This window comes from Vibrio sp. SCSIO 43153, from assembly GCF_023716625.1.
GTDB classification, from domain to species: Bacteria; Pseudomonadota; Gammaproteobacteria; order Enterobacterales; family Vibrionaceae; genus Vibrio; species Vibrio rotiferianus.
Genome location: NZ_CP071855.1, coordinates 1,349,051 through 1,374,937, shown reverse-complemented (window position 1 = coordinate 1,374,937; position 25,887 = coordinate 1,349,051). Strand labels below are relative to the sequence as shown.

Below are 25,887 nucleotides of genomic sequence, written 5' to 3'. Positions count from 1 at the left end.
AACCGTTCTGATACAGTTAGTCGGAAAAAAGATCAAACAGTTCCGTTAGTGAAGCAAATCACCCAATTTACAGATGGCTTGCTCTACATTTTCATCTGCCGCTAATGAGGTATTAAGCCGCAGATAGTTTTCAAACTGTGCATCCAAAGAGAACAACTTGCCATGAGCAATGGTCACCTGTTCGGCAAGCAATGCTTGATAGAGCGTTTTACTACTGACACCTTTTGGCAGCGCTAACCAAAGAAAATACCCACCTTGCGGTAAATAAAAATTAACTTGCGCAGGAAGGTACTGTTCAAGAAGCTCAATAAATCGTTGTTGACGCCGTTGGAGCGTCTTACGCAACTTTCTTAGGTGATTATCGTAGCTATCGTTTTGAAGGTAATGTGCGACCCCCTGCTGAATAGGTGCACTGCCTGACAAGGTCGACATCAGTTGCAGCTTTTGGATTGCTTCATTAAAGCGCTTATTCACGACCCAACCTAAGCGATAACCTGGGCACAGGCTTTTCGACAGTGATCCGCAATGCAGTACACGCTCTTGTGTATCAAAGCTTTTCAATGCCACCGGCTTGCTATCGGAAAAATACAGCTCAGCATAAACATCATCTTCTATCACATAGACATCGTGTTGATTCGCAAGCTCAATGACACGCTGCTTTTTCTGGGCAGAGAGAGAGGTTCCTGTTGGATTATGAAAATTTGTCATCAGCCAGCAAGCTTTGATGTCGTGATTTTTAAATACTTCCGCTAGCTGCTCTAATGAATGGCCATCCTCCGCATCAACAGACACTTCTATCGCGTTTAAGCCCAATCGCTCGATGGCTTGCAGTGCACCATAGAAGGTCGGGGATTCTACGACTACGGTATCACCGGGTTGAGTGACAGCTTGTAGGCTAAGGTTAAGAGCCTCTAACGCACCAGAGGTGATCACAATATCATCATGAGTTAAACTCATGCCTTGCTGTATATAGCGCTGTGCAATCAAGCGACGAAGCGCTTCACTGCCGGGTGGAAGGTTATCTAATAAAGAATCCGGGGCCATTTTACGCCCAGAACTGGCAAGATTACGGTTTAACGCGTCCAATGGAAACAATGTCGGATCAGGAAATGCTGAGCCAAGCTTTATCGCCTCTGGTAACGCTTGATGCTTAAGAAAACCATACAACTCATCGTTGACTGACACTCGCAGAACGCTGCTTTCTGAATTTGAAGCTTCTAATCGTTCGAGCTCGGCGGTAACAAAGTACCCTGATTGCGGCTTTGCCGTCACCCACCCTTGAGCTTCTAACAATTGATAAGCTTGCAATACAGTTCCGGCACTCACCGAATGGCTCTGGCTTGTTATGCGAACTGAGGGCAATTTCTCCCCTGCTCTCCATGTGTTCTGTTGGATCTGAGTTTTAAACAACTCTGCCAATTGTCGATAGCGATTCATAATTCCCTCTTAAGCACCCGAAATGGCAAGATAGCATAAATCATCCCAAAAATTCCTAACGCTTTGTGCCAATGTTGTAAGATAACTTCTCAAACTTTGCCTTAGCATTTTACAGCGCAAAGTGTCATTTTATGTTCCATACTTTCAATGACATGAACACTCTCTCTGGAGGTAACGATGAAACTGTTTACCATGGACGATCTATCTTATAGGGGTACACATAAAGGCGTTCATAGTTGGGATCACCCTGATAGTGATACTCCGTACTACTGGCACCCCGACTGGCTCCATATTGCAGAGGATGCGTTAGGCTTACAGCCTAAATGTGAACTAGAAGTTCCGGATGGCGAAACGGCTACAGAAGAACACGCGAAAGAAGCCATTGTTAAGCATCTAAACAATGAATGATTCAGTTCACTCCGTTGGCTGCTACTCTTGTAGCGACCACCTTAAACCTTGAGTTAAGCCGTTAATTTGCGTGCTAAAATTATTAATTGAGACGTTTACACTTTATTGGCGTTAATATCGACGACATAAATAGATTACTGTCACATTATTTTTGCAGGCATCTGTTACATTTATAACGTAATGGTGACATACCTCAACTCATGAACATGAGAGAAGATAATAATGACTAAGTACAACGAAAACGATATTAAATACAAAGGTGAGACTAACGGTGTTCATACGTGGAGCACAGCATCCGGTCAGCCTTATTACTGGCATCCAGATTGGCTGCATGTTGCTGAAGATGCGACAGGATCGCACCCAAAACAAAAACTAGAAGTTGAAGCAACTGAAGCGCCAACTGAAAAGCATGCCTTAAAAGCAATTCTGAAACACATGAATGACTGGGCGACAGAAAAGCTGTCAAGCAAACCAGACATTGAAACCAATGCTGTAGAATCAGAAATTAACCTAAAGAAATAGGTTTAATGATCCATTTCAAAGCCCCGCTTAGTCGGGGCTTTTTTAATTATTGAGCTAATTAATAACAAAAATCTATCAATGCGTGCAATCTATCGATAAAATTCCTGGTCTTTGATTTTACAAATTTAATATCAACTACGTATCTATCACATCCAAAGCCGCTTCTGTCTATTCAGTAAGCCAAAAAATAGAGTGAACGGTACGCTTTGATAAGGTAAAACTAACTATGGTGAATACTAACTACAATGCACCACTGACATTTAAACTCTATTTAGCGGCTGCATTTTTCTTTGGAACCTACGGTGGGCGTGTGTGCCCAATGCTTAGTACATTAAATGCATTTGAAGTCATTCTGCATTGTACGGTTGTCTTCTCAATTCTTTTTATAGTTCGACACTATATTCTCTCTCGACATCCTCTCATTGCAGATAACAGACAAGCTCTACTTGACGCCTCTTTATTTACTATTGCGAGTATCCCTTTCGCTGCGTTTTATAATCTGCAATATGACTTTACTTTGGACAGCAACGTAAAGGTTTTATTGGGTATGGCCTTGTTTGGTTTTCTTACTGGCCTTATCCTTCAACTACAAAGTAAGCTCGTTCACTTTGATGCTTTAAGCCACAAAAAGCGCTTCGATTTTGCACTCTCTGGCCAACGTCAATCCATTATTAAACAAATGATTGGAATGATGATCGTACTGCTCATCACCTTGACGACTATATTAACCATGGTTGCTGTGAAAGATATCTATTGGCTAGAGCAAAACCCAGAGCAAATCACCAACGGGCTCGGAAAGATCAGCTTCATTAAAGAGCTTGTCTACATTGCATTAGTCATTGGTGGTTATGTTATAGCTATCATGGTGCTGTGGACAAAACTGATGCAGAAGATTCTCCTTAGCCAGGAGGATGCATTAAAAGAAGTGACCCAAGGTAGATTAGAACATCGACTACCGATATTTGAGCATGATGAACTCGGCGCGATGGCCTGTCTAACTAACCAAATGTTAGACAGTCTGCAAGTCTCTCAAAATGAGGTAAAAACAACGCGTGACGTTGCTATCGTCAGCCTTTCTGCACTTGCTGAATCTCGTGATAATGAAACAGGCGCCCATATTCTGAGAACCCAAGAATACGTCAAAGTATTAGCAGAATATCTATCCAAGAATACCGCATACCAATCTTTGCTGACTCCAAACTACATCGAGCTGCTTTATAAATCCGCACCGCTACATGATGTCGGTAAAGTCGGTGTGCCTGACAGCGTCCTATTGAAGCCAGGTAAACTTACCGACGAAGAATTTGAGATCATGAAGGGTCATGCTGAAATTGGTGCAGAAGCACTATCAATAGCAGAAAAGCAACTAGGAAGTAGTTCATTTTTACGAGTTGCTAAAGAGATTGCCCTCACCCACCATGAAAAATGGGATGGCAGTGGATATCCAAACCAACTTTCTGGGGAAGAGATTCCTCTTTCAGGCCGTCTAATGGCGCTGGCTGATGTTTATGACGCACTAATTTCAAAACGTGTATATAAACCTGCATTCAGTCATGGCAAGGCGAAAGCAATCATCTTAGAAGGAAAAGGCAAACATTTTGATCCTCAGATTGTCGATGCTTTCCTTGCGATCGAAGCTGAGTTTCAGCGTATTGCACAGCAATATCAAGATGAACAAAATATAGCCGCCTAGCCAATTATCCCCCTCTGAATCGCCAACTTAAGAGGGGTTTACATAACAAAAAACCTTGTTATGTTAGAATTCTGTTTCAAATCAAAACTTTTTTAAGTTTTCTTATCACTAACTGTTGTAACGAATATTGCTGAAAGGTATAAATGTCAGCAGACCCCTTCGATTAACATGGATGAAGATTATGTTTGAAAAAGTAGTTGCCGCTCCGGCTGACCCTATTCTTGGCCTTACTGAAGAGTTTAAAAAAGATACCCGCGCTGAAAAAATTAACCTAGGCGTTGGTATTTACAAGAACGAGCAAGGTGAAACCCCTGTTCTTGCAACTGTTAAAAAAGCCGAAGCCGCACTGATTGAAACGGAAAAAACCAAATCTTACCTAACGATCGAAGGTACAGCGGAATATGGTCTAGCTGTACAAAAACTGCTTTTCGGTGCAGATGCTGAAATCGTTGCTGGCAAGCGTGCGAAAACGGCTCAGGCGCCTGGTGGTACTGGTGCTCTGCGCGTTGCTGGTGAGTTCATTAAGCGTCAACTTGGCGAAGTAAAGATCTGGATCAGTAACCCAACTTGGGCTAACCATAACGGCGTATTCACAGCTGCAGGTATCGAGACAGCACAATACAGCTACTACAACGCAGAAACAAAAGACAAAGACTTCGATGCAATGCTAAATGATTTGCAAGCTGCTTCAGAAGGCGATGTTGTTTTGCTTCATGGATGCTGCCACAACCCTACTGGTATTGATCCAACAGCGGAAGAGTGGGAAACGCTAGCGAAGCTGGTCGCTGAGAAGAAACTACTGCCTCTATTCGACTTTGCGTACCAAGGTTTTGCTAAAGGCGTAGAAGAAGACGCTTCAGGTCTACGTACATTCGCTAAGTACAACAAAGAGATCCTAGTCGCGAGCTCTTTCTCTAAGAACTTTGGTCTATACAACGAGCGTGTTGGTGCATTTACGCTAGTGGCTGAGTCAGAAGAAGTTGCAGCAACGGCATTCTCGCAAGTGAAAGCGATCATCCGCTCAATCTACTCTAACCCACCAGCACACGGTAGCGCCGTGGTTACTCACATTCTTGGCAATTCTGAATTGCGTGCAGAATGGGAAGCAGAAGTCGCTGAAATGCGTGATCGTATCCAAGAGATGCGTGAGCTATTTGTAGCAACACTGAAGGCTGAAGGTGTAGTCGCAGACTTTAGCTTCATCGAGCGTCAAAACGGCATGTTCTCATTCTCTGGTCTGTCTAAAGAGCAAGTAAACCGTCTGAAAGAAGAGTTCGGTATTTACATCGTAGGCTCAGGTCGAATCAGTGTAGCGGGTATGACGAAATCAAACATGGGACCACTGTGCAAAGGCATTGCTGCGGTTCTATAATTAATTGCTCGTAGAGCAAACTGGATTATTAAAAAAGGTCAGCGAATGCTGACCTTTTTGTTTTAGTAGATAATGTTTTAGTAGATAAACTTGAATCCGATACCAACTTCGTTGATGTGTTCAGAGCTTGAACCACGATAGTCTGTGTCTCTTAACTGATAATACACGCCCGTTCCGATGACCTTATGCCACTGGTAATTAAACGCTAGCTTATAGTTGTTTTCATCTACAATATCACTGCGGTTAATGCTTATTTCAGCAGTGCCTATTAACTTTTCACTGAATAAGTAATTTGCACCAAAGGTCGCAGCCTGAATAAACTCGCTCTCTGATGAAATAGTGCGATCTGTGGTGTCATTTTTTGCTTTTGCTTTGATTGCACCTAAGCCATAAATGCCATACACATCAAAAACATCATTGATCCCATAACGATAACCACCCCCAAACAATAAACGGTCTATACGTAAAGTGAAGTCGTCTGGGTGGAAAAACTGAGCGGAGTAATCAACATTGAACAACCAATTGTCTGCAATTAAATAGTTGCCGCCAAGCACAATGGTTGTTGCGTTGGAGTTATCTAGCCATTCTTCATTTGTTGTTCCTGCTCCAAGCTCTAATTGGATATGCTCATACCCAAACTTCTCCGCTTGTTCAGATTCTGAGGCAATGCTCATTAAAGGTAATGCTACAAGAGGCGCAGCTAACAATATTCTTACCATTTTAATTCCTTGCATGAGTGCCATTTATAGGTGTTTTTATTGTTAAAACGGATAAAAAACGCACTCAATGATCCTAGTCACAAATCAAACCTACTCAATCTTAGCGTAAGTTTATTACTAATTTTATCACGAACTGGGGTTTTGTGTGATCCGATAAGATTCTGTTTTAAAACTAAGTTATGATTAACCTATCATTTGCGAAGAAAAAGGCACCTTCATGGATGCAGAGCTGTTAGAGATTTATAATTTTCTCGTCAAGTACCCTCCTTTCAATGAATTACCAGAAGAAACGCTGAACAAAATTACCGAGAATATCGAGATTTCTTACTATCGACAGGACACTCCTGTCATTCACTTCGGCGATCAAATTAATGACCTATATATGGTCAGAAGCGGTGTGGTAGAAGTTTATCGACGCAAAGGGGAACTGTATAACCGACTAGACGAAGGTGATCTCTTTGGCCAAATGGGCCTGCTCACCAACAATAAAGTACGCTTCCCAGTCAAAGCGATTGAAGACACCCTCCTTTACTGCATCCCTGGCGATATATTCCAAGAGCTATACGACAGCTTTGATTCGTTTGCAGACTTTGTTGAAGTTGAAAATAGCGCTCGCTTAAGACAAGCCGTATCTGAAAATAGCGATGCAAATGACCTAACGACCTCAAAAGTAAAGACATTGCTAACACGCGATGCACCTACTATTGAACGAGGACAAACCATTCAAGAAGCGGCTCAGTTGATGGCGCAAGACAATGTCTCATCGCTACTGATCGTTGATCCTGACTTTGTACTAGACGAAGAAGATCCGCAATCACCTGTCGTCGGCATCATTACCGATCGAGATTTGTGTACTAGAGTGTTAGCTGAGGGGTTGTCTCCTCTCGATGAAGTGTCAACCGTAATGACAACTGAGGTTATCTCACTCGACCACAACGCCTATGTTTATGAAGCCATGCTAACGATGCTTCGATACAACGTACACCATTTGCCAGTAGTGAAAGATCAAATGCCAATCGGCATTATTGAAGCAACAGATATCGTCCGTTATGAATCTCAAAACTCACTACTTCTTGTGAGCAGCATATTCCAACAGCAAACCATTGAAGACCTCGCTATCGTCGCTGATGAAGTGAAGAGCAGCTTTGTGCGCCTTGTTAATGAAGATGCCAACTCCCATATGGTTGGTAGCGCTATGTCTGTGATAGGCAGAAGCTTCAAACAGCGCCTAATAGAGTTAGCCGAGCAAGAGCTTGGGCCACCACCGGTCCCTTATTGCTTCTTAGCCCTTGGCTCAATGGGACGAGACGAGCAATTACTTGTTACTGACCAAGATAATGCCATCATTCTCGATGACACGTATAAAGCAGAGAAGCACGGCAAGTACTTTGAAGCTTTGGCCAAATTCGTAAGTGACGGCTTGGACGCGTGCGGCTATAAGTACTGCACCGGGGACATCATGGCAACCAACCCTATGTGGAGAATGACGCGCTCTGAATGGGAAGCGTGCTTCGCAGATTGGATTGATGACCCAAACCCGAAAGCGCTACTCAATGCGTCTATCTTTTTCGACTTAGATGGTGTTTATGGACGTTTAAAATGGGCAGAACAACTAACCAGCTTCATTGTCCGTCGTGCGCGTAAGAATAATCGCTTCCTCGCATGCCTTGCCAGAAATGCCCTTAATCGAACGCCTCCACTTGGGTTCTTTAAAGATTTCGTGATGGAGAAAGATGGCCAGCATAAAAACTCGATCAACTTAAAACGAAGAGGCACCGCTCCCCTCGTCGACCTAATTCGAGTTCACTCACTAGCAGTAGGCTCGCGTGCTCGAAACTCCTTTGAACGGTTAGATGACATAATTGATGCAGGTATTTTGCCCAAAGGACGCGCGCAGGACTTGAAGGACGCGATGGAATTTATCTCTATGGTTCGTATTCGCCACCAAGCGATTGACGTAGAGTTAGGTACCGAGCCGGATAACAACATCGAGCCAGAAAACTTATCGGACTTTGAAAGACGCAACCTTAAAGATGCGTTTCAAATATTAAGTAATGGTCAGAACTTCCTTAAGTTCCGCTATCAGGCTAGCAACAAGTTTAAGTGAGGCAAGGAATGATAAAGAAGTTGTTTCAAAAGCCTTCCATTCAATGGCCAATGAAGTTTCAGCAAAAACTGGAAAGGGCAACAGATGAGCGCCTAATCGCTTTTTATGGGACAGAGCTACCTGCGCCAGACACGCCATTATCTCAAGTAGAGTTTGTCGCGCTCGATTTCGAGACCACGGGGCTCAACCCACAGAAAAATGGCATCATCACAATTGGTCTAGTGCCCTTCAATCTCAATCGAATTTTTTTGCGCCAAGCCAAGCACTGGAAAGTTCGACCACAAGAGAAGCTGGATGAAGAGTCAGTCATCATCCATGGTATCACCCACAACGAACTCATTGATGCGCCTGATCTTGGAGATATTCTTGAAGAGCTCCTACCAAGCCTAGCTGGCAAGGTGGTGGTCGTTCACTATCGCCGCATAGAGCGAGAATTTCTCAACCAAGCTCTTCAAGTACGTATTGGTGAAGGTATAGAGTTTCCAGTCTTAGATACGCTTCAAATAGAAGAAGACATCCAGCAGAGACTCTCTGGGGGGCTTTGGAACAAGTTGAAAGGTAATAAACCCGGCTCACTGCGGCTAGCACAATCTCGTCGTCGTTATGGGCTGCCAGACTACACACCACACCATGCTTTGACAGATGCCATCGCCACTGCAGAGCTACTGCAAGCACAGATCGCCCATCACTATAGTGCTGACCAGCCTATAAGCAGCTTATGGTTGTAGTTCCAATGAGCGTTCTAGCTTAAAGAAAAAAGGAGCCAAGTGGCTCCTTTTTAGTCGGTATTCGCTGAACTATAACTTAAAGCGTTTGATTTCTTGCTCTAGTTCATGAGACAGCTCAGACAACTGTGCAGCTTGCTCTGCAGCATGTTGTGCTTCAGAAGACAGCTCGTTTGAAACATCACGAATACCTTCAGTATTGCGTGTAATTTCGGACGTTACTGATGCTTGCTCCTCAGCCGCTGATGCAATTTGAGTAGCCATATCGTTGATGCGTTCTACTGCAGAATGGATTTGCGTTAGGCTTGCCGCTGCAGAGTTCGCATCATCCACGCTAGTATCAGCCAAGCGACGACTGTCATCCATAATGCCGACAGCTTTCGCTGTTGTACCTTGCAGCATTTCAATCGTCTCTTGAATTTCTTGCGTTGAAGCGTGAGTTCGTTGGCTTAGTACGCGCACTTCATCCGCAACTACCGCAAAACCTCGGCCTTGCTCACCTGCACGCGCGGCTTCAATTGCTGCGTTCAGTGCAAGAAGGTTAGTTTGCTCAGCGATACCTTGAATGGTCGATAAAATGGTATTGATGCTGTTACCATGCGCTTCCAACTCTTGGATAACATTGGTTGCTACTTGAACTTCTTGCGCTAAGTTCTGGATAGAACCTTGTGTTTGCGTTACTTGGCTCGAACCATGTGCACATGCTTCTACGGCTTCTTCAGAATTTTGAGCCGTATTCTCTGCATTGCCCGCAATCTCTTGCGTTGCCGCAGCCATTTCATTTACCGCAGTCGCTACCATGTTGATTTCATCTTGTTGGTACGCGATACGTTGACTACGCTCTTCCGCCTGCTGAGCGGTTTGGCGTGATTGTTGAGAAAGTGCCGCTGATACATGGCTAAGCTTAGTTACCATGGTATGCATGTTACCAACAAAGCGGTTAAAGTTTTCTGCAAGCTTGCCAACTTCATCATCACTGCGAGGTTCAAGTCGCTGTGTAAGATCACCTTCACCAGAAGCGATTTCTTCTAGCGCTTGTGAAACACGGCCCAAATCACGGAACAAGAAACCGACTAACCAAGATACCGCAGCAATAACCGCGATGGTAATCAGTACAGCTGTAATCATCATTTCTCTTAGTAATTGTGAATGACCAGCTTCTTCAGTCGCGCGATCCATTTCAATTGCAAACATCCAATGTGTGCCTGGAACTTTGCTGAAATAATACAGCTTCTCTTGACCATTAATTGTCGCAGTTTCGATGGTTCCGCTATTTGCTGCACGCTCAATAGAATCTTTAGAAAAATCACTTGAAAGGTTGGCGATAGGTTTAAGCGTTAAGCTTTTGTTTGGGTGAGCAAGGAAAGTGCCATCACTCATGTCGATCAGCATCGCGTGCGCATTTTCACCAGCATCTAAGCTAATTACGTCATCAATAAGCTGATCAATCAGAACGTCAGCGCCAACCACACCAACAAAACGACCACTCTGGTATACAGGCTCAGCGATAGTCACTAACAGAGCATTGGTGATCGCATCTTGATAAGCCGTTGTAATGATTTGTTTGCCAGCGGCGTTAGCGTCTTTGTACCAAGGACGAGTGCGTGGATCATAACCTGCACGGTTGCGCTCTGGATGAGAGCGATACATACCGCCTTCCGGAGTACCTAGGAAGATGTCATCAAAACCACCCGCCTTGCGTGCTTGTTGTAAGAAAGGGACAACGTCTTGCTCAGTAGAGTAATCGTTGAAAGCCGTCGCGATGTCTTTACGAATGGCAACCCAGTCAGCAATACCTTCAGATGCTGCATTGCTTAGACTCTGTGCACGTGAATATACACCAGCACGCGTCTGATCAAACAATTGACCAGCCGACAACCACGTCAATGCTGCTGCCATGACAACAACAGCAGACAGACTAGCGCCAATGAGCTTTTGTTTTAGTGATAGTTTCATAGTTTATTTTTTTGTTGGGAGAACAGTAAGTGAGCAGCGAGTTTACACAGAATTGACGTTAAGCGCACCAAATTTCACACTTATCAATAGGCAAATAAGTCATTGTAAAAAAAGAAAATTTTTTCGCCATTTTTTTGTCGAGCGTCAGAATTTTCGCACAAAAAAAGCCAGCAATAATGCTGGCTTTAAGTTTATAAATTAAGCTTTATTTTACAGTAACTTAGTGTTTCTCTGTTCTCATACCCATCAATAGACTGACACACATCGCCAGTAAAACTAGGGTAAATGGTAATGCGGTAGAAATCGCGCCCGCTTGCAGTGCTTGAACCGCTTCCGAGCCGCCAATCCACAGTAGCGCAACTGCAATTGCGCCTTCCATGAAGGCCCAGAATACGCGCTGCAGAACCGGTGCATCCACTTTACCACCAGCGGTAATGCTGTCGATTACTAGTGAACCTGAGTCTGACGAGGTAATGAAGAATACCAATACCAGCACAACTGCAATGATTGATAGCATGTTACCGAATGGCAATACATCAAACATTTGGAACATTGCTAGCGAAACATCGGTAAGACCGTTTGCGCCAAGCTCGCCAACATTATTGATCACTTGGTCGATAGCTAGACCGCCAAATACCGACATCCAAACAAGTGTTACCGCCGTAGGAACAATCAATACCGCAGTGATGAACTCACGCACAGTACGGCCACGAGATACACGAGCAATGAACATACCTACGAATGGAGACCATGAAATCCACCAAGCCCAATAGAATACAGTCCAACCTTGGAACCAAGCTTCATCAGTACGACCAAATGGGTTACTAAGTGGAATGAGGTTCTCTACATAAGCCATCAACGTGGTAGGAATCGAACCTAAGCTCACCGCCCATCCGATCAAACCAACAAGGATTAACAGTAAAAATGCAATCACCATGTTGATATTACTAATGACTTTAACACCGCCATCAATACCACGAACGACTGAGACAACCGCTAGTAAGGTAACGACTGTAATCACAACAATCTGCAGACCTAGACCAGGCTCAACACCAAACACATGGTGAATACCACTCGCTGCTTGTTGTGCACCAAGGCCCAGTGACGTCGCAAGACCAAATAGTGTCGCGAGTACCGCAAGGATATCTACAATATGACCTGCCCAGCCCCATGCACGATCACCCAACAGTGGGTAAAAAATCGAACGCATAGACAGCGGTAGGCCTTTGTTATAAGTAAAGAAAGCTAATGATAGCGCAACGACACCATAAATCGCCCATGGGTGTAGACCCCAGTGGAACATAGTTGCACCTAATGCGAGTTTGGCAGCTTCTGGGGTATTCGCTTCAACACCCAATGGCGTTTCATACCAACCAGTGAAATAAGCCACTGGCTCAGCCACACTCCAGAACATCAGACCGATACCCATACCTGCAGCAAATAGCATTGCAAGCCACGAAACAAACGAGTAATCAGCGACAGCATCTTTACCACCTAGGCGAATCTTGCCCATTGGCGACACAATAAGTCCTAAACAGAAGATAACGAAGATGTTGCCTGAGATAATGAAGAGCCAATCAAATGAACCGATAATTTTCCATTTGATTCCGTCTAACGCGGTTTTGGCTGTATGCGCATCAAGAACTAACGCCGCAATAAGAAATAGTGCAATGAAACCTGCACTGATACCAAAAACAGGATTATGTACATCAAAACCCCATTTTTGTACGTTATCTTGACCAACCGTATAGTCGGTACTGTCGATACTGTACTTATCTATACCTTTTGTCATTGTTCCTCTCTTTTGCATTCTAATTTTTTTTGGCATAACGCAAAAAACCTTCGAACACGATACATTTTATTTTCCATGAAAGTGGAAGATCCTACCATTTTAGGCATTTTTGTCTATATTTTGCTGATAAAAAATCCAATAACTTACTTTTCAATCAGAAAAATCAACCAAAAAAAGCGAAAACAACCACAGCAATAATTAGACCACAAACATTTCTTACTATAATTATTCTAGGTCATGCTTTTTGAGCCGTAAAAAGCCATAAATTTAATAAGGAGAGCCAAGGCAAATAATTGAAAAATGGTGTCGCTAATACTAACTAAGCCCTTTTAATAGCAACGCTTTTGAGTTAGTGTCGCGTCGTTACATGATCCCTTAATGACTGGATTACTAAATTGGAAAAGTACGAAGAAGTCTTGGTCTCGATTCGTCAGATCATCCGCGCTATTGATTTACATTCTAAAAAGTTGAGCAAAGAGTCTGGTTTAACGGCTCCACAACTGATTCTGATGCGTGCCATTAGTGAATTAGACAATGTCACTATCAAACAGCTGTCTAGCCATACCAATATGAGCCAGGCAACCGCTACCACTATTTTAGACCGTTTAGAGCGCAATCAGCTTGTTGAACGCCGTCGTAGTGTCCAAGACAAACGTAAAGTGCATGCGGTACTAACAGAAAAAGGGCAAGAAGCGTTAAAGCAAGCGCCAACTCCCCTACAGGAACACTTCATCAGCCGCTTCCAAAAGTTGGAAGAGTGGGAACAAAGCTTACTGCTGTCTTCCGTTCAACGCATTTCAACTATGATGAATGCTGAAGATATCGATGTTGCTCCAATGCTAGAGCTTGGAAGCATCACTAAGCCTGAATAGTCACTTTCGAGGGCGCTCATTCATCCAGTAATGAGCGCTTTCATCACCTGCCGCTTAACACTCACTCAACCAAACCTGTCTCAAATGCGTATTTGGCCAATTCTGCGGTCGAATGCAAATCCAACTTGTGTTTTATGTTGTGGCGGTGTGTCTCTACCGTTCGATAGCTGATATCCAAAAGTGTCGCAATCTTTTTGCTACTGTGTCCCTGCGCAACCAGTTTTAAAACGGCTTCCTCACGGCGGCTAAGTGGATTTGGTTTTTGTGCAATCGGTACAACATCTTGAGTAAATAAAGTTTGAGTGACAGACTCACAAAAGTACGTTGAGCCTTGATTCACGGTTTTTATCGCTTGCACCATCTTCTCTGCAGAGATTTCTTTCAGCATGTACCCCACTGCCCCAGCCTGCATCACCTTCATGATGTATTCACGATTATCATGCATCGTCAGCATTAGTACTTTGCTCTCTGGCCTTTCCTCTTTAATCACACCCGTCGCTTCTATGCCATTCATAATTGGCATACTAATATCCATTAGAATCACATCCGGGTTGAGCATCTTAGAAACTTCGATCGCTTCTAGGCCATTGCTTGCGGTTCCAATCACATCAATGTCAGGCTCTAGCTCTAGGCGCGCCATAAAACCATCCAAAACCACTTGATGGTCGTCCACTATCACCACACTAATTGGTTTATCCATAAACTAATCCATCCAAATCTAACAATACGGTGATTTCTGTGCCTAATCCTGGCTCGCTGATCAATTCAAACTCACCGCCAATAAACTCAACACGCTCGCGCATGTTGCGTAAACCAATCCCCTGACGATGAACCGATTGGTTAACAAGGAACCCGATGCCGTCATCTCGTATCAGTAATTGCAGCATATTGCCCATCTTTTGCAAAATAACCGTGACCTTTTTCGCCTTAGCGTGCTTCTCGATATTGTTCAGCGACTCTTGAGCAACACGATACAAGGTCGTCGCAACCTCAGATTTCAACTTCACCTGATTGGTATCAAAGTGACTATCAATGTCGATACCAGAATGTGAATGAAAGTCTTGTAATAAGGTGGTGAGTGCCGCTTCAAGACCAATATCATCCAGCGCACTAGGTCGAAGTTGATGAGAAATATGACGAACTTCGTTGATCGCGGTAATTAGCGAGCGTTGAGATTTATCTAGGTGGGATTTGAGCTTTTCATCTTCGATACGATGAGCCATCAAATCTAAGTGGCATTTACTGGAGACCAATAGCTGATTGATACCGTCATGTAGCTCTCTGGCTAAGTGTTTCTTTTCGTCTTCTTGAAACATTACCGTTTTATGGGCAAGCTCTTTAAGGTGCTTGTCTGCCAAGCGATGTTCATGCAAGTTAATCGCCAGCGTTAGGACAATAATAACCGAGACAGTCACCACCAGAATGATCACGACAGAGAAAAATGTCGTTTCAATATTCTGATTTACTGCTGCACGCATATTCGCGACTTCGCGACTGACATCTTCAATATACAAGCCCGTACCGATCATCCAATCCCATTTATCCAACCAAGCGGCATAGCTCAACTTGGGAACCACCTCACCAGTTGATGGCTTCTGCCATAGATACTGATGAAACCCGCCACCTCGTTGGGCTTGATGGAGTAACGTTTCAATTAAGTGGTCGCCGTTTTCATCTTGTATATGCAATAGGTTTTGCCCAATAAGATCGGGAAGAATTGGATGAACTAAGTTTGTACCGTGCTTATCATAGGCGAAGAAGTAGCCGTCTGAACCATAGCGAAGACGATTGAGGATTGCTTTAACACGCGCCTTAGCATCACTCTCTTCAAGAGTGGGATCATTATAGATATGAGAAATTGCATCAAAAGCCAGATCAACCGTATCTTTCAATGCCGCTTCTTTAGATTGAATAAGGTTCTGATGAAAGATTTCCACCTCTCGTTGTCCCAGAGTCTTGGCTTGATAGATGGAAATCCAACTGATGCTGGCTGACACTAACACCACCGGTATCAGTGCCAGCAATATTAACTTGGCTTTGAGAGGCATCCCTTTCCTCCAATGAAACGCTGTTTGCCATTTCGACAAACAGCTTAACAACTCGTCTCAAAAGGTAAAAACTCTCAGGTCACAAATTCTCTTTTCTTACTTGCATTACGCCATGCCGTAGAAGGCAGGGAAGAATAGCAACGAAGCGAGCACAACAATTTGAATCGCGATGAATGGCATCACACCTCGGTAGATATCGCGCGTTGTCACACCTGCTGGAGCCACGCCTTTCAAATAGAACAAGCTAAAGCCAAATGGTGGTGTGAGGAACGATGTCTGAAGGTTCATCGCTATGAGAATTGCAAACCATGTCATGTTGATACCCATCAGCTCTGCAACAGGCGCAATAATAGGCACAATGATGAAACAGATTTCAACGAAGTCGATGAAGAAGCCAAGGATAAGAATCACCACCATCGTAATAATCAAGAAACCCCACTTCTCACCCGGTAGTTGTAGCATCCACTCTTCAACCAGGTAATCGCCGCCCGTGTATGTGAAAGCCATCGAAAATGCCGTCGCACCAAGCAGTATCGCAAATACCATCGCAGTCACTTTCACTGTTTCTTTGGAAGCTTCATACACCATCGACCAACTGAACTGTTTATAGAGCAGTGAAAGCACAATCGCACCGGCACCTCCCAGCGCCGCGGATTCCGTTGGTGTTGCAATACCAGCGAAGATAGAGCCTAGCACCACGATGATCAGCGCAAGCGGCGGTAGTACCGCTTTAAGCGCGGTGAATACTTCTTCTTTGCGGCTGATCGACTCATCACGCTCGATAGGTTGAGCGGCTTCTGGATTGAGCTTGGCGTAGATCAGAATATAGACAACGTATGCACCCACCAGCATTAGGCCCGGCCATACTGCCGCTTGGAATAAGTCGCCTACGGGTACGCCTAATACATCACCGAGCAAAATTAAGACAATAGAAGGAGGGATGATTTGGCCTAACGTGCCAGAGGCACAAATGGTGCCACAGGCCAATCCTTTGTCGTAGTTGTACTTAAGCATCACTGGCAAAGAGATTAGACCCATTGCGACAACCGATGCACCAACCACACCTGTCGATGCGGCTAGTAGCGCGCCTACCAATACCGTTGAGATAGCGATACCACCACGAACGCCACCAAATAGGCGCCCCATAGACTCAAGCAACTGCTCTGCAAGTCTTGTCTTTTGTAACACCAAGCCCATGAAGACAAACAGTGGCACCGCCATTAGTACCGTGTTCTCCATGATGGACTGAATGCGATATGGCATGAAAGCAAACATATCCATGCCCTCTGCCCAAACGCCAAATATTAATGCGATGCCACCAAAGGTGAAGGCAACAGGGAAACCAAGCAGTAGCGCAAATAGAGCTACAAAAAACATCACTATACCGATCATACTGACTTCCTTTTACGACTTACCGTTGTTACCGGCATAGATAAGATGAGGGTTAACAATTTTATTGATGGAGTGAAGCAGCAAACCAACACCGCTGACCGCCATAAACAAGAATGACAATGGGATCATGCCTTTAATGATCCATCGATATGGCAAACCGCCTGGGTCACCGGATGTCTCACCAAGGGCATAGCTCTCTTTGGCAAAGTCGATACCGAACCAAGCAACCAATAGGCAAAACGGGAACAAGAAAAGTAAAGTGCCTAGGATGTCGATGATGGATTGAGCTTTGTAGGACAAGCGCTCGTAGAAAATATCCACTCGTACATGGCCGCCAGATTTGATTGCGTAAGGGACACCGAGTAGAAATACAGCGGAGAATAGGTGCCATTCCATCTCTTGAAAGGCAATAGACACGTCATTAAACACGTAACGCATGACAACGTCGTACACCACGTTCGCTAACAACAAAATGAATAGGATGCTCGATAGCCACCCTAAAAAATCACCAAAGCGGTTAAAGATTCGCTCAATATAAATCAGGCTTCTCATTCCGAACTCCATGGAACTCGTGGATTGGCTCCGCTGGTTCGCGGAGCACTTTTATAGTCTTCTCTTCGAGAAGTTTTTCTTGGGCTTCATTAGCAGGCTCTATTCCTAAATAATTGGAGATAGCCTGCTTGATGAAGTTACTGTTGAGCTTGGCTGTTTAGGTAAGCTCGATGTGAAATGTCAGACCAAGGACGCACTTGCTCGATATAATTTGCTTGCGACTCTTGAATCTCTTTCGCTAGGGCATCTTTTTCTGCGTGCTGTTTAAGTAGACGCTCATTCGCTTCACGCAGTGCAGAGATAACCTCTGGTGGGAAGTCTTTTACTTGAACATCCGGGTATTCAGACTGAATCGACGCCCAGTTTTTGCCACTTTCGTGCTTAGACTGCGTGTACATGTCGTACGCTGCCGCTTTCATCGCCACTTGAAGAATCGCTTTCAGATCATCAGGTAGACGTTCCCAAGTGCGCTTATTAACTAGGAATTGCAGCTCAGTACCTGGCTCATGCCAACCTGTGTAGTAGTAAGGTGCAATTTTGTGGAAGCCCATACGTAAATCAAGAGACGGACCTACCCACTCCAGAGCATCGATCGTGCGGCGCTCAAGTGAGGTGTAAAGTTCGCCCGGTGCAATATTGGTTGGCTTCGCACCCAGCTCAGCAAGGATTTCACCCGCAAAACCAGGGATACGCATTTTCAGACCTTGCAGATCGTCGACTGATTTGATCTCTTTCTGGAACCAGCCGCCCATCTGGGTATCGGTATTACCGCCAGGGAAAGACAGTAAGTTGTGTGGTGAGTAAACCTTCTCCATCAACTCCATACCGCCACCATAGTAGAACCATGCGTACTGCTCTGTAGGCAGCATACCGAAAGGCATAGAGGTAAAGTAAAGAGTGTTTGGTACTTTGCCTTTCCAGTAATAAGAAGCCGAGTGGCCCATATCGTATTGACCCGATTTCACCATATCAAACACACCAAGTGGTGCTTTGTGTTTATTTGCAGAGTCAATACGGATTTGTAGACGGCCATTTGACATTTCCTCTGCCATTTTTGCCATGTTTTTTGTCGCATCACCGAAGATTGGGAAGTTAGGGCCCCACGTCTCCGCTAATTTCAAGCGATATACTTTATCGTCAGCAGCGTTAGCAGAAGTTGCTACGAATGCCATGGTTGCTACCATCGCCGTCGCTTTGAGTACTCGTTTCAAAGATTTTTGGATAAGACTCATCGTTCACGTCCTTTGTCACCAAGGTTATTGTTGTCATCCATTACATAAGGATTCGTATATACAATGGAATACTACAGCGGAGACCGAAATGGGCATGAACACGCAACAAATTTGTATTGCCAGGCAAGCCCTAGCCATTGGTAGTACGTAGTAATACGTAGTCTTTTTGATATCCAAAAACGATAAAGCATAATAATCATGCAGTTAAGATCGGAGTGGAATAGACGAAGTATTAGTAAGTACTTAAGTATTTGACTGCGGAAGAATTTACACAGTATTTAAGAAAATGTGACAAATAACGACTTTGTATCGTTAGAATGCTCAATTAGAAATCGAGAAAGACAAATTGCAGGTAAAAAAATACCCCGACCGAAATCGAGGTATTCAATTAAGAAATAGAATTACAGGGGTAATTAAACTGCTTTGTAGATAACTTTGTTACCTGCTAACTGCTCTTTTTGAACTAGGTTTTCTTCAAGAAGCTTTTTCAGTGCGCCTGTAGCCCATGATGCCGCTTTTGTATCTTCTTGACCTGCCGCTAGACCAATACCTTTAGGGTTAATACCTTCAGCATTAGCGACAACAATGTCCAATACTTGTTGTTGCTTAGGAGTTAGAGCAACGTCTGTTTTTACTGCAGCTACCTTCTTCTCAGCTACTGCTTTCTCAACAACAGGTTTTTCTGCAACGACTTTTTCCGCAACAGGCTTAGCTGTCTTTGGTGCTTTTGCTACGTTTGCAACTGTCGCTTTAATGCGCTTTTGCAGTTTCATCTGCACTTTACGCTTATGAGCAAGTCTCATTGAATATTTCTCCAGTTCACTGCATCTCAGCAGGGATGAAAATTTGAAGCGCGTTTTATACCAAAATTCCCAATCAATTTGTAGGTTTTGGCAGCGAAACGCTGTGAAAAATGCGCTCAATGCATAGAACGTCTATTATTTAATCAAGAAATTTGTGAACGCATTTTGTCAATACTGGGTATAAAAACAGAGGTTCGCCTTAAATCAATATGCAACCCAACAGGCATTGGGCGATTTGGTTAATTTGTCTTTTATCCCGAGGTTGAAACATGGAAACGTTACACCTTACTAACTCGCAGTTTAAAGCCGACTCTCCCATCAACAAACTGATTATGCTTTTGGTGGTCATCATTACACTGTTTCTCGTGTTGATCGCCCCAGGGTGGAAGCAAGCAATGCTATCTGTGGTTTTAATGGCAGTCATTGTTGGCTTTGCAATCATGATGATCAAAAAAAGCCAGGTAGGTTTTACTCTTACACAATCCCATTTTCAACAGCACCTATTCAAAGGCGGCTGGGTCGTCCGTTGGCAAGACATTGACTCCATAGGAATATGTACATATGAGCAAGAAGGATGGCACCAGCCTCTACCTTGGGTGGGCATTCGTTTAAAGCATTACTCCCCATATCTAGATGCTATCTGCCCTCGTATCGCGACAGACGTTCTTTTAAGTCAACGCGCACTGCTGTATCTAGGTGCTCGGCAAAATCATTGTGAAACAAAATTCGAGGATATGGTGCTGGATCCTGCCCCTTACATTAATCAAAAGGGCATACTCTACGAAGGTTTACTTGCGATGCTCGCGAATAGAATGAAGTACCAAAGGCAGTTTTATGGCTACGATGTATTTATTTCAACAAGTGACTTGGATAGAGAAGCTGATGCGTTTGTGGGATTGGCTCGACGTTACTTGGCGGCCGCCGAGCCTGATACCTAATACAAAGATGCTTTAGTAGAGTGGCATTTCGTCAGCAACGAAAGGGTTTGTTTTACGTTCGTGTCCAAACGTCGATTGCGGACCATGACCTGGTACAAATGTAACATCATTGCCCAATGGCCATAGTTTCTCTTTGATCGAGCTAATAAGCGTGTTGAAATCGCCTTGTGGAAAGTCAGTACGACCAACGCTACCGTTAAACAAAACATCACCAACAAACGCCAAACGTGCTTCTTCACTGTAAAGCACAACGTGACCTGGGGTATGACCCGGGGTGTGGATCACGTTCAGTGTTTGATTGCCAAAAGTGACCTTGTCACCTTCATTTAACCATTGGTGTGGTTCAAACGCTTCCGTTAATGGAAAACCGAACATTTGGCTCTGACCTTCTAACCCCTGTAACCAGAAGTTATCTGCTTTGTGTGGACCAACGATCTCAGTACCGCCTAAAAGAGCAGATAAAGGCTCAGTTCCACCAACATGATCTAAGTGACCGTGCGTTAGAACTAGATTTACGACTTCAACACCGAGCTCTTTGATTAGCATTGCAAGTTGCTTTTCATCACCACCTGGATCAACCACAATGCCTTTCATGGTTTCATCACACCAGACGATAGAACAGTTTTGAGAGAAAGATGTTACGGGAACAACTTGGTACTTCAGAGCCATAAATAACCTATACCGAATAAAATTGCATGAAAACTGCCGCAACTATGACACTAAGCCAAAGTGACTTCAAGCTTTGTTCAGATGGCAAAGCGCAGCATTCTTACTCGTTAAAGTGACCCTTAGCTCGGGTCTACCAAGAACGAACGGTCCCCGTATCGATGTGGACAAAATTACTACTTGGATAATAACCAACGCCACCAGCCTTTAAGCTTAACGCCGCGTCACGAACGGTAGACAATTTCACACCATCCAAACGGAAATCGATCGCCTTCCCTTCCATATGCATGCTTTTTTTCGCAACACCAGAAGAGCCATTTCGTAAAGACGCATTGGTTACCGGTGAACGGTAGCCTGAAATCACAATCACTTCAGCTTCCGTGCCGAGCAACTTTTGAATTTGGCTGATTTGGTCGAACAAGCGTCTATCCATTGGATGAACTTCATTACGGCGATGATCACGACAGAATTTATCAAGACGTTGGAGTTCTTCATCGACGTAGCTCGAGCCGTTGAAATAACACGACTCAAGTAATTCGCCGGTATTTAGGTTATTCATCGTAAGTACACGAGGCTCGTCGGGTAATGACGCCCAAGACACAGACGGCATAGTTGAAGCAACTACAACACCACCAGCGGTCATTTTAAGAAAATCACGACGAGAAAAATTACGACTTACCATTAGAAAATACTGCTCAATTACTCTACAAGCAGCGGACATTACCGAAACCAATTTAACGCGTCAAACGCATAAATCTGTCCAGCTTGTCACTTTTAGGCTGGATTTTTTGTTTACTTATTGAACAGCAAACGAATTTTATGAATTGTAACTTTTTTTAATTGAGAACGAATTTCAACCTTGATGATCGTAACGATAAATGTCATCTCGATAGTACAGCATGCCTTCTTCTAACCAAGCTGTCTGATAAATAATATGTACCTGGATACGTTCACTCAGGGGCACCGAGGTATTCGCCTCTCTACCACTTTCACGTTTTTTCTCTAGACGTTCTTCAAGGCCTTGGGTCTTAAACAACAGCTCGGCCAGCTGTTCAGCGTTTTCTACTCTTACACAACCCGAACTGAAAGCACGTCTATCTTCTTGAAACAAGTTTTTGCTCGGCGTGTCATGTAAATAAATAGCCTGAGGGTTTGGCATATTAAACTTATACAAGCCTAACGCGTTATGAGACCCAGAAGATTGTCTCATCCGATAAGGAAAGCTACGCGGGTTAACCGAAGCCCAATGTATCGTCGTAGGATCAATGATCTCGCTTGAATCCCAAGAGCGAATTATCTGAATATTTTGCTCAAGTAGGTACATTGGGTTTTTCTTAACCTTTGGAATGATGTCCTTCACCATAATCTTCCAAGGTACATTCCATGTAGGGTTAAGGATGACAGAATCAAGAGTCCCCGTCATGATAGGTGTTTTTCGAGTTGTTCGGCCTACAACGACTTTAGACTCAAATAATGCTTCACCATTATGCCAGTATGTCACTTCATACCCTGGCACGTTAACAAACACGACATTGTCTCGCTCTTTTGCCCACAAACGAGAACGCTCTGAGTTAAGTGCAAGTAAATGCAATCGCTGCTCAGGCGAAAAATTAACCCAACGAATTGTGTTTGGACCGATAATTCCGTCCTGCTTTAGACCATGAATTTTCTGGAATGCTTTTATGGCCATTTCCAGCTCTTCATCAAATTGTGGACCACTATAAAGTAAATCGTCGACATCGATGCCAACGACCTGCATTCGCTCAAGGAGTATGGGCTTATTTTCTAGCACATCACCGACTCTCGCTAAACCTTGTTGCTGGTAGGTCGGGTAATCAAGCTTGGCATAGTCTTGGAGCGAATAAAAAGATTGATTGAAGGCGGGATCGGATTGCAGCGGTGAAGATAAATTGATGAGAAATTGCTCTAACTTACCAATGGTAATTTCGGTGCTTAAAGCGGTAAGTACTTCGATGCTAGGTTCAGGCAATGACACTTCTTCAGTTTGGCCAAACAACCATTGTAAGCCATGTTCTTGGACTTGCTCTAAATAGCTTAGGTACATGAGTAGCGTATCTGTCATGACTAAATCATAATCAAGAGCATCTCCCTCTTCTTTTACATAAGCAACACGTCTGATTTGGTCTTGAAATACTGGAGAAACCTCAGCAAGAGACAATACTTGCAATTGAAACAAGAATTGTTGTGCAATATCCTCGTTTTCCCAATTTAAGCGATAGCTGGTGCTCTGGTAGAGCCGATCAATCACTTCTGGGTAATGGATCATTTTCTCAATGGATAGTTGTGCAACCGCTCCCGCCTGCTCTGTATCAGCAGTGGCGTTTTGAGAAACAACAGTAGAAAAGCTGAAAAACGGCACCATAAGCGCCGTTGTTAATAGAATTCTAGCAAACACGATCACGATCCCTCGGAAAACTTGCCTTAAAAAAAGTATGGCAAATATCTCACGGCTTGCAGGTTTAAAATTAAGAATCTAGGCAGAAAACCTCCGATAGAAGTGTCATTAGACTCTTAATGCCCCCCCAATTACGTAATCCTCGACCAATGGTTATCCCACTGGATGCCAGTAGCAGTAGAGGTGTTTGACTTCATTGGCTTTTGCTCAACAACTTTACCTGCCCCAGAGCTGACACGGAACTCATCACCGTAGACAACCACACCCGATGCATCAGGCAGCGCATTTAATTCAACGAGTCGACCAGTAGACTTAGACCATATCCCGTAGCAGCTACCTGGAGGCGACGTCGCTAAAATCCATTCATCTGTCGCCGCAATGCTTGCGACATAATGGTTAAAGCGTGCCCATTGTTCTGGCTCTGCATGAAGCTCCTGCATCTCACCACCACGAGTATGCATGGCAATGAGTGCAGGGTATTCGTCCGGCTCTCCGCGGTATTGCTGTCCACAAAGCACGGTTTCTGCCCCATCATGGGCTAAGTGACGAATACTTAGCTGATGATCCGGCAAAGAAACCTGATCCAGCAACGCACCATCTTGTGAAAGATAACTTAAGCTCGGTTTCATCGTTTCAAGGTTCAGTGGTTCACGACCATTGGTGTGTACACCGCCCACGCCAATCGCTAACGCGCCATCAGGCATCATGATCACTTCATGAGGGCCGAGGCCAAAGCCTGTTAACTCATCGACCTTCTGATATTGCTTTTGCACATCATAAACGCCAATTATTCCGCGGCTTGTATCCCTTTCGCCTTCGGTAGCGAACAATAAAGTGCCATCATGTGAGTAAACACCATGACCATAGAAATGGCGATTCGACTTTGCTAGTTGCAGTTTGATCATTTGCTCTGAGCGATAATCAAACACCATAAAGAACGTACCAGGTCTGCGGCCAAAGACCACTGCGTGCCCCTGCTGGTTTGTTGCTACGCCATGACCACGCTCAGGAATAGGTAACGTAGTGATCGGCATACCATGCTCATCAGCCACCACCGCAGCGTATTTATCTCGACCAATGATTGAACAGCCTATCAGCGCTGGCTCACGTGAGTTTGTTGAAGCACAACCAAACGGCATAACAGGTGTAGCCGCCCCAAAAAGAGCGGCTTTAAGTAAGGTACGGCGGGTTTGATCAGTCACCATCGGTTGCATTAAATCCTATAACCACGCCAAGCTCGATCGCCACTTCTTCGTGGATCAAGTACTTCAATTGTTCTAGCTTGTTGTATTGAGCTAGCACCATACGATAACCTTCTTTGCTTTGCAGCGCGACAAACAAGCTCTTATCTTCTGGCCATGTATCTAAAGCCATTTCAAACTGATGGGCAACACGATCAGCCAAATCTGCATGGCCTTGATCTCTCAACAGAGCATCCAAACCGTTACCGTTGGCAAAATAGAGTGCTTCCATTCCTTCAAGGTTCGCTTTTAAGTTTGATAACGAAGTCTCTGAACGCCACGATTCTGAGAAATAAGGACGAGGTTTGCCAATCTTCGCTAATGGACGACTCAGCTTCTTCATGCTGTATTCAAGCTGGTTAGATAACAGCGAGATATACTCAGACTCCCACTCTGTCACATCTAACGATTTCCACGGGTTTTCTGCCCAAGAATCAGCAATGATCTGTGCTTTATTATCTAAATTTTCGGCAATCGCAACACCTGTTGCACACGTCTTGCTGTCGCTAGATAAGGTCGAAGCTTTATCATAAAGCAACCACTCCAACGCGCCTAAACCTTGTACAGTTACGCTTTGCGTCGAAATCTCCTCTGCACTCCAAGCTTGGTCGGATTTCGTCAGCACAGACATCTTACGGCCTGTGGTGTTCTTTTTATCTGGCCAGAACTGAACGTTCCAACTTTGCTCTAATGCCGTCGCTGGACCACGCTCTTGACCTTGCAACGCCATCCACGCCAGCATAGTTTGATGCCATTGCTGTTTTACTTTCGCGTAATCTTTGCTCTCTGACGCACAGTAATCACTAAAGGTCTGCTCAAGATTTGTCGTTTGAACTAAAAATGCCTGCGCCGCTTGAAACTCCACTTCATACACATTTTGTGAAAGGTGGTTTGTCTTTTCTGGCTTTGCAGAGGCCAATTCGTTTGTTGCCTGACAGCCAACCAAACTTAGAGTTGCTGCAATAGCACTCGCTAACAGTCTTTTTTTCATGGTAT

General features: G+C 44.2%; 23 protein-coding genes. 8 read left to right on the top strand and 15 right to left on the bottom strand.

Annotation, left to right across the window (positions count from 1 at the left end):
- Positions 1-45 precede the first annotated feature (45 nt).
- Entirely contained in the window at positions 46-1,437 is a 1,392-nt protein-coding gene (locus tag J4N37_RS06260) for an aminotransferase-like domain-containing protein (protein WP_252041926.1), read from the bottom strand.
- A gap of 177 nt (positions 1,438-1,614) precedes the next feature.
- Between J4N37_RS06260 and J4N37_RS06255 the strand changes: the two genes are divergently transcribed.
- From J4N37_RS06255 to J4N37_RS06240, 4 genes are all read left to right on the top strand, one after another.
- Positions 1,615-1,845, top strand: coding sequence for a hypothetical protein (locus J4N37_RS06255; protein ID WP_010447656.1), 231 nt, complete (start codon positions 1,615-1,617; stop codon positions 1,843-1,845).
- 222 nt (positions 1,846-2,067) lie between these two features.
- Complete coding sequence (locus J4N37_RS06250) at positions 2,068-2,367, top strand: hypothetical protein (protein ID WP_045387721.1); 300 nt, start codon at positions 2,068-2,070, stop codon at positions 2,365-2,367.
- 226 nt (positions 2,368-2,593) lie between these two features.
- On the top strand, positions 2,594-4,060 hold the full coding sequence (locus J4N37_RS06245) for an HD-GYP domain-containing protein (RefSeq protein WP_252041925.1): 1,467 nt from the start codon (positions 2,594-2,596) through the stop codon (positions 4,058-4,060).
- A gap of 181 nt (positions 4,061-4,241) precedes the next feature.
- Positions 4,242-5,432: an amino acid aminotransferase gene (locus J4N37_RS06240; protein ID WP_010447647.1), complete on the top strand. Its 1,191-nt coding sequence runs from the start codon at positions 4,242-4,244 to the stop codon at positions 5,430-5,432.
- A gap of 77 nt (positions 5,433-5,509) precedes the next feature.
- On the opposite strand, the gene J4N37_RS06235 is transcribed toward J4N37_RS06240, so the two are convergent.
- Entirely contained in the window at positions 5,510-6,151 is a 642-nt protein-coding gene (locus J4N37_RS06235; protein ID WP_252042114.1) for an outer membrane beta-barrel protein, read from the bottom strand.
- Between the two features lie 217 nt (positions 6,152-6,368).
- Here J4N37_RS06235 and J4N37_RS06230 point away from each other — a divergent pair, with 217 nt between their 5' ends.
- Positions 6,369-8,258, top strand: a complete 1,890-nt coding sequence (locus tag J4N37_RS06230; RefSeq protein WP_038887348.1) for a DUF294 nucleotidyltransferase-like domain-containing protein — start codon at positions 6,369-6,371, stop codon at positions 8,256-8,258.
- Between the two features lie 8 nt (positions 8,259-8,266).
- A complete protein-coding gene (locus J4N37_RS06225) occupies positions 8,267-8,986 on the top strand; it encodes a 3'-5' exonuclease (protein WP_171052052.1) in 720 nt (239 codons plus the stop codon).
- Positions 8,987-9,055: 69 nt separating this feature from the next.
- Here J4N37_RS06225 and J4N37_RS06220 read toward each other — a convergent pair whose 3' ends face one another.
- Both J4N37_RS06220 and J4N37_RS06215 read right to left on the bottom strand, forming a co-directional pair.
- Positions 9,056-10,939, bottom strand: a complete 1,884-nt coding sequence (locus J4N37_RS06220) for a methyl-accepting chemotaxis protein (RefSeq protein WP_138942330.1) — start codon at positions 10,937-10,939, stop codon at positions 9,056-9,058.
- A 220-nt stretch (positions 10,940-11,159) separates the two neighbouring features.
- Complete coding sequence (locus tag J4N37_RS06215) at positions 11,160-12,731, bottom strand: BCCT family transporter (protein WP_010447637.1); 1,572 nt, start codon at positions 12,729-12,731, stop codon at positions 11,160-11,162.
- A 395-nt stretch (positions 12,732-13,126) separates the two neighbouring features.
- Between J4N37_RS06215 and cosR the strand changes: the two genes are divergently transcribed.
- Complete coding sequence (cosR, locus tag J4N37_RS06210) at positions 13,127-13,603, top strand: MarR family transcriptional regulator CosR (protein ID WP_010447635.1); 477 nt, start codon at positions 13,127-13,129, stop codon at positions 13,601-13,603.
- A gap of 61 nt (positions 13,604-13,664) precedes the next feature.
- Here cosR and J4N37_RS06205 read toward each other — a convergent pair whose 3' ends face one another.
- The 6 genes from J4N37_RS06205 to J4N37_RS06180 all read right to left on the bottom strand — a co-directional run bounded on the left by J4N37_RS06205 (position 13,665) and on the right by J4N37_RS06180 (position 19,630).
- On the bottom strand, positions 13,665-14,303 hold the full coding sequence (locus J4N37_RS06205) for a response regulator (protein WP_038885655.1): 639 nt from the start codon (positions 14,301-14,303) through the stop codon (positions 13,665-13,667).
- Positions 14,296-15,651 carry a cache domain-containing protein gene (locus tag J4N37_RS06200; protein ID WP_252041923.1) on the bottom strand — a complete coding sequence of 452 codons (1,356 nt, stop codon included), beginning with the start codon at positions 15,649-15,651 and terminating at the stop codon, positions 14,296-14,298. Before J4N37_RS06200 ends, J4N37_RS06205 begins: the two co-directional genes overlap by 8 nt.
- A 105-nt stretch (positions 15,652-15,756) precedes the next feature.
- Positions 15,757-17,043: a TRAP transporter large permease gene (locus tag J4N37_RS06195; protein ID WP_252041922.1), complete on the bottom strand. Its 1,287-nt coding sequence runs from the start codon at positions 17,041-17,043 to the stop codon at positions 15,757-15,759.
- Positions 17,044-17,055: 12 nt separating this feature from the next.
- Positions 17,056-17,595 carry a TRAP transporter small permease subunit gene (locus tag J4N37_RS06190; protein ID WP_010447628.1) on the bottom strand — a complete coding sequence of 180 codons (540 nt, stop codon included), beginning with the start codon at positions 17,593-17,595 and terminating at the stop codon, positions 17,056-17,058.
- Positions 17,596-17,732: 137 nt separating this feature from the next.
- Positions 17,733-18,827: a TRAP transporter substrate-binding protein gene (locus J4N37_RS06185; protein WP_010447626.1), complete on the bottom strand. Its 1,095-nt coding sequence runs from the start codon at positions 18,825-18,827 to the stop codon at positions 17,733-17,735.
- 413 nt (positions 18,828-19,240) lie between these two features.
- Positions 19,241-19,630 (bottom strand): hypothetical protein, encoded by a 390-nt coding sequence (locus J4N37_RS06180; protein ID WP_010447624.1) that lies wholly within the window; start codon positions 19,628-19,630, stop codon positions 19,241-19,243.
- 269 nt (positions 19,631-19,899) lie between these two features.
- Between J4N37_RS06180 and J4N37_RS06175 the strand changes: the two genes are divergently transcribed.
- Positions 19,900-20,568: a DUF2982 domain-containing protein gene (locus tag J4N37_RS06175; RefSeq protein ID WP_252041921.1), complete on the top strand. Its 669-nt coding sequence runs from the start codon at positions 19,900-19,902 to the stop codon at positions 20,566-20,568.
- A 12-nt stretch (positions 20,569-20,580) separates the two neighbouring features.
- Here the strand turns inward: J4N37_RS06175 and J4N37_RS06170 are convergent, their stop codons facing one another.
- From J4N37_RS06170 to J4N37_RS06150, 5 genes are all read right to left on the bottom strand, one after another.
- Complete coding sequence (locus J4N37_RS06170; protein ID WP_005430620.1) at positions 20,581-21,237, bottom strand: MBL fold metallo-hydrolase; 657 nt, start codon at positions 21,235-21,237, stop codon at positions 20,581-20,583.
- Positions 21,238-21,367: 130 nt separating this feature from the next.
- On the bottom strand, positions 21,368-21,916 hold the full coding sequence (gene mepK / locus J4N37_RS06165; protein ID WP_252041920.1) for a peptidoglycan L,D-endopeptidase MepK: 549 nt from the start codon (positions 21,914-21,916) through the stop codon (positions 21,368-21,370).
- A 171-nt stretch (positions 21,917-22,087) separates the two neighbouring features.
- Positions 22,088-23,650 (bottom strand): L,D-transpeptidase family protein, encoded by a 1,563-nt coding sequence (locus J4N37_RS06160; RefSeq protein WP_503048323.1) that lies wholly within the window; start codon positions 23,648-23,650, stop codon positions 22,088-22,090.
- A gap of 131 nt (positions 23,651-23,781) precedes the next feature.
- Positions 23,782-24,864, bottom strand: a complete 1,083-nt coding sequence (locus J4N37_RS06155; RefSeq protein WP_088880973.1) for a DUF1513 domain-containing protein — start codon at positions 24,862-24,864, stop codon at positions 23,782-23,784.
- Positions 24,845-25,882, bottom strand: a complete 1,038-nt coding sequence (locus J4N37_RS06150; protein ID WP_252041919.1) for an imelysin family protein — start codon at positions 25,880-25,882, stop codon at positions 24,845-24,847. Before J4N37_RS06150 ends, J4N37_RS06155 begins: the two co-directional genes overlap by 20 nt.
- Positions 25,883-25,887 lie beyond the last annotated feature (5 nt).

Bases quoted from the DNA above. Each gene is read 5' to 3' on its own strand.
- J4N37_RS06185 (WP_010447626.1), bottom strand. From the start codon at position 18,827: ATGAGTCTTATCCAAAAATCTTTGAAACGAGTACTCAAAGCGACGGCG.
- J4N37_RS06220 (WP_138942330.1), bottom strand. From the start codon at position 10,939: ATGAAACTATCACTAAAACAAAAGCTCATTGGCGCTAGTCTGTCTGCT.
- J4N37_RS06240 (WP_010447647.1), top strand. From the start codon at position 4,242: ATGTTTGAAAAAGTAGTTGCCGCTCCGGCTGACCCTATTCTTGGCCTT.
- J4N37_RS06255 (WP_010447656.1), top strand. From the start codon at position 1,615: ATGAAACTGTTTACCATGGACGATCTATCTTATAGGGGTACACATAAA.
- J4N37_RS06155 (WP_088880973.1), bottom strand. From the start codon at position 24,864: ATGCAACCGATGGTGACTGATCAAACCCGCCGTACCTTACTTAAAGCC.
- J4N37_RS06205 (WP_038885655.1), bottom strand. From the start codon at position 14,303: ATGGATAAACCAATTAGTGTGGTGATAGTGGACGACCATCAAGTGGTT.
- J4N37_RS06200 (WP_252041923.1), bottom strand. From the start codon at position 15,651: ATGCCTCTCAAAGCCAAGTTAATATTGCTGGCACTGATACCGGTGGTG.
- J4N37_RS06180 (WP_010447624.1), bottom strand. From the start codon at position 19,630: ATGAGACTTGCTCATAAGCGTAAAGTGCAGATGAAACTGCAAAAGCGC.
- J4N37_RS06190 (WP_010447628.1), bottom strand. From the start codon at position 17,595: ATGAGAAGCCTGATTTATATTGAGCGAATCTTTAACCGCTTTGGTGAT.
- J4N37_RS06235 (WP_252042114.1), bottom strand. From the start codon at position 6,151: ATGGTAAGAATATTGTTAGCTGCGCCTCTTGTAGCATTACCTTTAATG.
- J4N37_RS06245 (WP_252041925.1), top strand. From the start codon at position 2,594: ATGGTGAATACTAACTACAATGCACCACTGACATTTAAACTCTATTTA.
- J4N37_RS06215 (WP_010447637.1), bottom strand. From the start codon at position 12,731: ATGACAAAAGGTATAGATAAGTACAGTATCGACAGTACCGACTATACG.
- J4N37_RS06225 (WP_171052052.1), top strand. From the start codon at position 8,267: ATGATAAAGAAGTTGTTTCAAAAGCCTTCCATTCAATGGCCAATGAAG.
- J4N37_RS06150 (WP_252041919.1), bottom strand. From the start codon at position 25,882: ATGAAAAAAAGACTGTTAGCGAGTGCTATTGCAGCAACTCTAAGTTTG.
- J4N37_RS06260 (WP_252041926.1), bottom strand. From the start codon at position 1,437: ATGAATCGCTATCGACAATTGGCAGAGTTGTTTAAAACTCAGATCCAA.
- J4N37_RS06230 (WP_038887348.1), top strand. From the start codon at position 6,369: ATGGATGCAGAGCTGTTAGAGATTTATAATTTTCTCGTCAAGTACCCT.
- J4N37_RS06175 (WP_252041921.1), top strand. From the start codon at position 19,900: ATGGAAACGTTACACCTTACTAACTCGCAGTTTAAAGCCGACTCTCCC.
- J4N37_RS06250 (WP_045387721.1), top strand. From the start codon at position 2,068: ATGACTAAGTACAACGAAAACGATATTAAATACAAAGGTGAGACTAAC.
- J4N37_RS06195 (WP_252041922.1), bottom strand. From the start codon at position 17,043: ATGATCGGTATAGTGATGTTTTTTGTAGCTCTATTTGCGCTACTGCTT.
- J4N37_RS06170 (WP_005430620.1), bottom strand. From the start codon at position 21,237: ATGGCTCTGAAGTACCAAGTTGTTCCCGTAACATCTTTCTCTCAAAAC.
- mepK (WP_252041920.1), bottom strand. From the start codon at position 21,916: ATGGTAAGTCGTAATTTTTCTCGTCGTGATTTTCTTAAAATGACCGCT.